Here is a 7590-nt window from a genome sequence, read left to right on the forward strand (position 1 = left end):
ACGTCGACGTCGTGCGCCGCGCCCTGCGCGAGCCGGCCGCCGTCGCCCGCACCGCTCCCGAGCCGGAGCCCGAGGAGCAGGGCCGCACCGTCACCGGCGTGCTCGTGGACATCTCGCGCAAGCGCGTCGTCATCGACGGCGAGCAGGCCGGCCTCACCTACAAGGAGTTCGAGCTGCTGCAGTACCTGGTGCTGCGCGAGGGTCGCACCATCGAGCGCACCGAGCTCGTCTCGTCGCTGTGGCGCGGCCAGGACGACGAGGACGCCCCCGGGGAGCGCACGATCGACGTGCACGTGCGGCGCCTGCGCGGCAAGCTCGGCGACTTCCAGGAGATCGTCCGCACGGTCCGCGGTGTCGGCTACCGCTTCGACCGTCACGCGGACGTCGTGATCCACTACGGCCACGGCACCCCGTCGCCCGACCGCTTCTGAGTTCCTCCCAGCCCGGTGTCGCAGGCCCGCCGTAGGGTGGGCGTGTGATTCCGGATGCCGCCCCGGCGAGCCCGCTCGCCCCGCTCGAGACCGAGTACCGGCCGCGACGTCCGCTCGACCTCGGCCTGACGCTGGGCATCCAGCAGCACGGCGGGGGCGACCCCGCGTTCCGCACCGCGCACGGCGTCACCTGGCGGGCATCCCGCACGCCCGCCGGCGTCGCCACGCTGGCACTGCGGCAGAGCAGCGACGGATCCGTGCGCGCCGCCGCGTGGGGGCCGGGCGCCGAGCACGCGCTCGACCGGCTGCCGCGGCTGTGCGGCGCCGATGACGACGACTCCGGCTTCGACGCGATGCGGCACCCGGTGATCGCCGCGACCCATCGTCGCGTGCCGGGGCTGCGGCTGAGCGCGAGCGACGAGGTGTTCGACGCCCTCGCCGCCGCGATCTTCGAGCAGAAGGTCACCGGGCAGCAGGCGTTCGGGGCGTGGCGGCGCATCCTCTCCCGCTTCGGCGAGCGGGCGCCGGGCCCGACCCCGCGGCCGATGTTCGCGCCGCCGACGATCGCCGGGTGGCGGGGCATCCCGTCGTGGGCGTGGCATCGCGCGGGTCTCGAACCGCCTCAGTCGCGCACGCTCGTCGCGGCGGCGCAGCGGGCCGAGTCGATCGTGCGCGCCGCGACCGACCCCGCCGCCGCCGACCGGGTGCTCACCACGTTGCGGGGGGTCGGCGCCTGGACGTCCGCCGAGACGCGGCTGCGCGCGTTCGGCGATCCGGATGCCGTCAGCGTCGGCGACTTCCATCTCGCGCACGAGGTGGGCTTCGCCCTGACCGGTCGCCGCACCGACGACGACGGGATGCTGACACTCCTCGAGCCCTGGGCCGGCCAGCGGCAGCGGGTGGTGCGGCTCATCCGCCTGAGCGGTGTGCGCGAGCCGCGCCGTGGCCCGCGCCTCAGTCCGCAGGATCACCGGGCGGTGTGAGACCGGGCCCGGTGTCCGCGTGGCGCCGGCTTCGTCCAGTGTTCATCCGGTCCCTCTGGCCGATGTCGGACCCCGGGTGCACACTCGGATCATGACGATCTTGAATGCCTATCTCGCCTTCCGCGACAACGCCCGCGAAGGCATGGAGTTCTACCAGTCGGTGCTCGGTGGTGACCTGCAGGTGATGACGTTCAGCGACATCCCCGGCATGGGCCACGACCCGTCCGAGAACGACAAGGTCATGCACGCGATGCTGACCGCGCCCGGCGGCCTCGTGCTGATGGGCGCCGACACCCCCAACTCGATGGAGTACCGCACGCCCCAGGGCGTGGCGATGTCCATCAGCGGTGAAGACGAGGCTGAGCTCCAGCGGTACTGGGACGCCCTGTCCGCCGACGGCACGGTCACGATGCCGTACGACACCCCGCCGTGGGGCGGCAAGTTCGGCATGCTGATCGACAAGTTCGGGTTCGCCTGGTACGTGTCGCTGAACGCCTGAGCGGCGACGCGTCCCGCCGTGCGGGGCGCGGGTAGCCTGACGTCATGGCCGAACTCCGCGTCACGCCGCCCGATCTCAGCGTCAAGCAGAGCGGGCCCGCGTCGTACTTCCCGAGCATCGAGAAGCACTACGGCAGACCGATCCAGGAGTGGCTGGAGCTCGCCGCCGTGCAGCTCGACACGAAGAAGCACGGCGAGGTGGTGACCTGGCTCAAGGAGCAGCACGGCCTCGGTCACGGACACGCGAACGCGATCGTCGGCTACGCGAAGGCGAACCGCACCTCATGAGCGCGGCGCCGGGGGGTTCCGGATCCGGCTGGCCGAAACGCCGCGCCGGATGGCTGGGCGGCGCGGTCGTGGTGCTGGGTCTCGGTGCGCTGATCGGGGCGATCCTCGGCAGCGTGTGGGTCGGCGTGCTGCTCGGGCTGCTGGTGTCGATCGGCTGGCTGATCGCGTACGAGTCGTGGCGCGGCAAGACGCCCCACCTGCACGACGATGACGACGACGGAGCCCGGCTGTGACGCTCCGGATCGCGGTCGCCGGGGGCACCGGCCAGGCGGGCTCCGAGGCGGTGCGGGTCGCGCGCGAGCGCGGCCATGACGTGGTCGTGCTGGCCCGGTCTGCCGGCGTCGACCTCGTCACCGGCAGGGGTGCACGCGACGCGCTCGTCGGCGTCGACGTGGTGATCGACGCCTCGGGGGTGAGCCCGGGCGATGACCCGACGGCGTTCCACCAGGCGGTGACGCGCACGCTGACCGAGACGGGGAAGGATGCCGGCATCCGGCACCTCGTCGTCTTGTCGATCGTCGGCTGCGACCGCGCCGCGGGGTATCCGCTGTACGCCGGGAAGGTCGCGCAGGAGCAGGCGACGCAGGCGAGCGGCATCCCGTTCACGATCGCGCGCACCACCCAGTTCCACGAGTTCGCCACGCTCATCTGGAGGATGGGCAAGCGCGGGCCGCTGCACTTCGCGCCGCGGATGCGGTCGCAGCCGGTCGCCGTCCGCGAGGTGGGCGAACATCTGGTGCACCTCGCCGAGGGCGAGCCGCTGCAGCGCGCACCCGAGTTCGCCGGCCCGCGTGAGGAATCCGTGCTCGACATGGTCCGCGCCTACGCGAAGGCCGCCGGCGGGGGTCCGGTGCTGCCGGTGCGCATGGGCGGTGAATTCGGGCGCGCCCAGCGGGACGGCTCGCTGCTGCCCGGTCCGCACGCGAAGCTCGGGCACCAGACCTATGCGGAGTGGATCAGCGCGCTCGGCTGACACTCGCGCGACCGGCCCGGCTCGCGGGCGTCACATCTCCTCGTGCGTGTCCGGGTCGCCGCCCCACAGCCGGCCGCGCTCGAGAGCCGAGATCGCATCCATCTGCTCATCGGTCAGCGTGAACCCGAACAGGTCGGCGTTCTCCCGCTGGCGGGCCGGGGTGGCCGACTTCGGGATCGGCGTCGATCCGAGCTGTACATGCCAGCGCAGCACCGCCTGTGTCGGGGTGACCTCCACCTCGCGGGCGACGTCGCCGATCACCGGCTCGGCGAGCAGTTCGCTGCGGCGCGCGAGCGGGCTCCAGCTCTCGGTTCGGATGCCGTGCGCGGCATGGAAGGCGCGCAGCGCCGCCTGCGGGAAGTATGGATGCAACTCGACCTGGTTGACGGCCGGCACGACACCGGTCTCGTCGACGAGCCGGGTCAGCATCGGCTCGGTGAAGTTCGACACCCCGATCGTGCGGGCAAGACCGTCCTCACGCAGCCGGATCATCCCGCGCCACGTGTCGAGGTAGCGGTCGACGCTGGGATTCGGCCAGTGGATGAGCAGCACGTCGATGCGATCGAGGCCGAGGCGCTCCAGTGAACCGCGCGCACTGGCGATCGCCTCGTCGTAGCCGTGGTCGCGGCCGGGGATCTTCGTGGTGACGATCAGGTCGTCCCTGTCGAGACCGCTGCGCCGTACGGCCTCCCCGACCTCCGCCTCGTTGCCGTAGTTCACCGCGGTGTCGAGCAGGCGATACCCCGCCCGGATCGCCGAGACGACGGCGTCGACGCCGTCCGGCCCGTCGAGCTTGTACGTGCCGAAACCGAGCTCGGGGAAGGACGTGCCGTCGTTCAGGGTCACCGTGGGAATGGTCATCCCCCCATCATGCTCTCCGCCCCGAGCGTCACGGACCACGCCCGGCGCCACGATGTCGCACCCGCCCGGCAGACTGTGCCCATGGCACTTCTGGATCACCTCGGCATCACCGTCGACGACCTGCCCCGCGCGATCGCGCAGTTCCACCCGCTGCTGCAGGAGCTCGGCTACACGAAGGGGTACGAGGAGCCCGGCTCGGTCTCCTGGCAGAACGGCAGCGAGACCGAGCTCATCCTCTACCCGGCGCGGGAGCCCGCCACCGGGCCGCACCGGCACGGCCGAGTCGGGTGGCAGCACCTCGCGTTCGACGTCGCGTCGCGCGACGAGGTCGATCGCCTGCACCGGGTCGCGCTGGATGCCGGCTGGACCGCTGTGCGCGACCCGAAGCGATATCCGCGGTTCAACGAGCGGTACTACGCGTCGTTCGTCGAAGACGACAACGGCATCCGCTTCGAATTCGCGTACAACCCGCCCCGCGACGCCGGCTGAGACGGCGCCCTCGCCCTCCCCGAGCCGATGTCGGAAGCGAGGTCTAGGGTGAGGCCCGGGCAAAGGAGCACACATGATCGACGATCGGAACAGCACCGGGCACGACGGCGACGAGCACATCAGCGCGGCGCAATTCCACGCCGAGCCGGGCACCGACGGATGGCACGTGCTGTACGGCGGTGCCCAGACCATCTATCCGACAGACTCGTTCGCGACGGGCGCCGAGTTCGCCCGCCGGATCGCCGCGACGACGGCCGAGATCGGGCGCGAGCCCGACATCGACCTGCGTCCGCACAGTGTCGCCGTGTGCACGGCGAGAAACCCGCGCGGCAGGCTCAGCCGCACCGATGCCGAGGTCGCACGACGCGTGTCGGCGGCCGGCCGCGAGCTCGGTCTCGCGCCGGATCCATCGCAGCTGCAGACCGTGCAGATCGGCGTCGCGCAGTCAGCCGGCATCGAGACGCTCGGATTCTGGCGCGCCGCGCTCGGCTACGAGATCGTCGACGATGTGCTCGCCGACCCGCTGCGGCGCGGGCCGCGACTGTGGTTCTACGAACTCGACAAACCCGGTCGCGGGCGCACGCATCTCGACGTCGCCGTGCCCAACACCCAGGGGGAGCCGCGCGCGCAGGCAGCACTCCAGCACGGCGGTCGGCTCGCGTGGGGTGACGACGTGCCGGCATGGTGGGGACTGGCATCGGCCGACAACCACAGCGTCGACATCGCGGCGTGGGGCGACGTGCACGACGGGGTGCTGTGACATGGCCGGGGACCGTCTGACCGCGAAGCAGTTCCACGCCTCCACGGGAGTCGAGGACTGGCGGGTGCTGTACGGCGGTGCCACCGCGCACTGGCGCACCGCGTCCCTGGCGCAGGGAGCCGACTTCGCCGAGCAGATCGCCGACGCCGCCGTGCAACTCGGACGCTTCCCCGACGTCGACCTGCGCCCCCGTGATGTCGCGGTGACGACCCGACGTCCCGACGGCACGCTCGACGCCACCGACGTCGCACTCGCGCAGCGCATCTCGCAGATCGCCCGGAGCGCCGGGCTCGTCCCGGATCCGTCGACGTTGCAGGCCATGCAGATCGCGGTGGCGCACGCCCGAGACGTCGACGTGCGCCCCTTCTTCGAGGCGGCGTTCGGCTACCGGGCCTTCGACGAGGCGGATGCGGTCGATCCGAACCGGCGCGGCATCCCGCTCGCGTTCCACCCGTTCGACCGCATCGGCAGGGGACGCACGCACATCGACGTCTCCGTGCCTGCGGACCAGGCTGAGGCTCGCGTGCAGGCGGTGATCGCTTCCGGCGGCCGCCTCGTCGACGACTCCCACGCGCCGATGTGGTGGACGCTCGCCTCGCCCGACAACCACGGCGTCGACATCGCCGCCTGGCCCGACATCGAGGGGTGATCCTCCGCGCGGGCGCCGGGTATGCAGGCCGACGCCCCGGCCAGTAACGTGAAACCCGTGATCGACAGCGCCTCCCCCATCGATGCCACGTCCACCTCGGCCTGGGCCGAGCTCACTTCGCACCAGGCCGGGTTCTCGCCCGACCTGCGCGCCTGGTTCGCCGAGGACCCCGCTCGCGCCCAGCGCCTCAGTCTGCCGCTGGCCGATCTGCACGTCGATCTGTCGAAGAACCTCGTGACGGACGACATCCTCGCCTCGCTCGTGCGCCTGGCCGAGCAGACCGGCGTCGCCGAGCGCTTCGACGCCATGCTCGAAGGTGGCCACATCAACACCACCGAAGACCGGGCCGTTCTGCACACCGCGCTGCGTCGGCCCGCCGACGAGTCGGCCCCGCTCATCGTCGACGGCCAGAACGTCGATGCCGACGTGCACGAGGTCGGCCACCGCGTCGCCGAGTTCGCGAACCGCGTGCGCTCGGGTGACTGGACGGGCATCACCGGCAGGCGGGTCACCCACGTCGTCAACATCGGCATCGGCGGATCCGACCTCGGACCGGTGATGGTCTTCGAGGCGCTGAAGCCCTATGCGGACGCCGGCATCGACGCGCGCTTCATCTCGAACATCGACCCCACCGACCTCGCCCAGAAGACGGCGGACCTCGACCCCGAGACGACCCTGTTCATCGTGGCGTCCAAGACCTTCACGACGCTGGAGACCCTCACCAACGCGCGTCTGGCCCGTGACTGGCTGTGGGCGAAGCTCGCCGAGCAGGGCGTCGACGTCGGTTCGGACGAGGCGAAGACGGATGCCGTCGCCCACCACTTCATCGCCGTGTCCACCGCGCTCGACAAGGTGGCCGCGTTCGGCATCGACCCGCAGAACGCCTTCGGCTTCTGGGACTGGGTCGGAGGCCGCTACTCGGTCGACTCCGCCATCGGCACGTCGCTCGCGATCGCGCTCGGACCCGACGTGTTCGTCGAGTTCCTCGCCGGGTTCCACGCCGTCGACGAGCACGTGCGCACCACCCCGATCGAGCGCAACGTGCCCGTGCTGATGGGCCTCCTCAACGTCTGGTACACGAACTTCCTCGGCGCGCAGTCGCACGCCGTGCTCCCCTATGCACAGCAGCTGAGCCGGTTCCCCGCGTACCTGCAGCAGCTGACCATGGAATCCAACGGCAAGTCGGTGCGCTGGGACGGCTCCCCCGTCACCACGGACACCGGCGAGGTGTTCTGGGGCGAGCCCGGCACCAACGGACAGCACGCGTTCTACCAGCTCATCCACCAGGGCACGCGCCTGATCCCGGCGGACTTCATCGCATTCGTGAACCCGGCGTATCCGCTCACCGACGACGGCCGCGACGTGCACAGCCTCTTCCTCGCGAACTTCCTCGCCCAGACCAAGGCACTCGCGTTCGGCAAGACCGCCGCCGAGGTCGAGGCCGAGGGAACCACCGGACCGCTGGTCGCGGCCCGCACGTTCCCCGGAAACCGCCCGACGACCTCGATCTTCGCCGACGCCCTCACCCCGCGCGTGCTGGGCGAGCTGATCGCCCTCTACGAGCACATCACCTTCACGCAGGGCGTCGTGTGGGGCATCAACTCGTTCGACCAGTGGGGCGTCGAGCTCGGCAAGCAGCTCGCCCTGCAGATCGCCCC

Annotated in this window: 11 protein-coding genes; 10 read left to right on the forward strand and 1 reads right to left on the reverse strand. The window is 71.3% G+C overall.

Translation table 11 applies throughout. From position 1 onward, the window contains the following. From VJR25_RS00295 to VJR25_RS00320, 6 genes are all read left to right on the forward strand, one after another. A partial coding sequence (locus VJR25_RS00295; RefSeq protein WP_324111332.1) for a winged helix-turn-helix domain-containing protein occupies positions 1 to 431 on the forward strand: 431 nt, incomplete at its 5' end. 44 nt (positions 432 to 475) lie between these two features. Then, positions 476 to 1414: a DNA-3-methyladenine glycosylase family protein gene (locus VJR25_RS00300; protein WP_414683691.1), complete on the forward strand. Its 939-nt coding sequence runs from the start codon at positions 476 to 478 to the stop codon at positions 1412 to 1414. A 91-nt stretch (positions 1415 to 1505) separates the two neighbouring features. After that, positions 1506 to 1913, forward strand: coding sequence for a VOC family protein (locus VJR25_RS00305; RefSeq protein ID WP_324111334.1), 408 nt, complete (start codon positions 1506 to 1508; stop codon positions 1911 to 1913). Between the two features lie 44 nt (positions 1914 to 1957). Further along, a complete protein-coding gene (locus tag VJR25_RS00310; protein ID WP_324111336.1) occupies positions 1958 to 2200 on the forward strand; it encodes a DUF4287 domain-containing protein in 243 nt (80 codons plus the stop codon). Next, on the forward strand, positions 2197 to 2433 hold the full coding sequence (locus tag VJR25_RS00315; protein WP_324111338.1) for a hypothetical protein: 237 nt from the start codon (positions 2197 to 2199) through the stop codon (positions 2431 to 2433). The genes VJR25_RS00310 and VJR25_RS00315 overlap by 4 nt, the downstream gene beginning before the upstream one ends. After that, positions 2430 to 3173, forward strand: coding sequence for an SDR family oxidoreductase (locus VJR25_RS00320; RefSeq protein WP_324111340.1), 744 nt, complete (start codon positions 2430 to 2432; stop codon positions 3171 to 3173). The genes VJR25_RS00315 and VJR25_RS00320 overlap by 4 nt, the downstream gene beginning before the upstream one ends. A gap of 30 nt (positions 3174 to 3203) precedes the next feature. Here VJR25_RS00320 and VJR25_RS00325 read toward each other — a convergent pair whose 3' ends face one another. Continuing rightward, entirely contained in the window at positions 3204 to 4034 is an 831-nt protein-coding gene (locus tag VJR25_RS00325) for an aldo/keto reductase (protein WP_324111343.1), read from the reverse strand. Positions 4035 to 4115: 81 nt separating this feature from the next. On the opposite strand from VJR25_RS00325, the gene VJR25_RS00330 reads away from it, so the two are divergent. The 4 genes from VJR25_RS00330 to pgi all read left to right on the forward strand — a co-directional run. Next, on the forward strand, positions 4116 to 4523 hold the full coding sequence (locus tag VJR25_RS00330) for a VOC family protein (RefSeq protein ID WP_324111345.1): 408 nt from the start codon (positions 4116 to 4118) through the stop codon (positions 4521 to 4523). 73 nt (positions 4524 to 4596) lie between these two features. Beyond that, positions 4597 to 5283: a VOC family protein gene (locus VJR25_RS00335; RefSeq protein WP_324111347.1), complete on the forward strand. Its 687-nt coding sequence runs from the start codon at positions 4597 to 4599 to the stop codon at positions 5281 to 5283. Position 5284: 1 nt separating this feature from the next. Then, complete coding sequence (locus VJR25_RS00340; RefSeq protein WP_324111349.1) at positions 5285 to 5932, forward strand: VOC family protein; 648 nt, start codon at positions 5285 to 5287, stop codon at positions 5930 to 5932. Positions 5933 to 5989: 57 nt separating this feature from the next. After that, on the forward strand, positions 5990 to 7590 hold a 1601-nt coding region (pgi, locus tag VJR25_RS00345; RefSeq protein ID WP_324111351.1), incomplete at its 3' end, for a glucose-6-phosphate isomerase.

Origin of the sequence: Microbacterium sp., assembly GCF_035277845.1 — a bacterium.
Classification (GTDB): domain Bacteria; phylum Actinomycetota; class Actinomycetes; order Actinomycetales; family Microbacteriaceae; genus Microbacterium.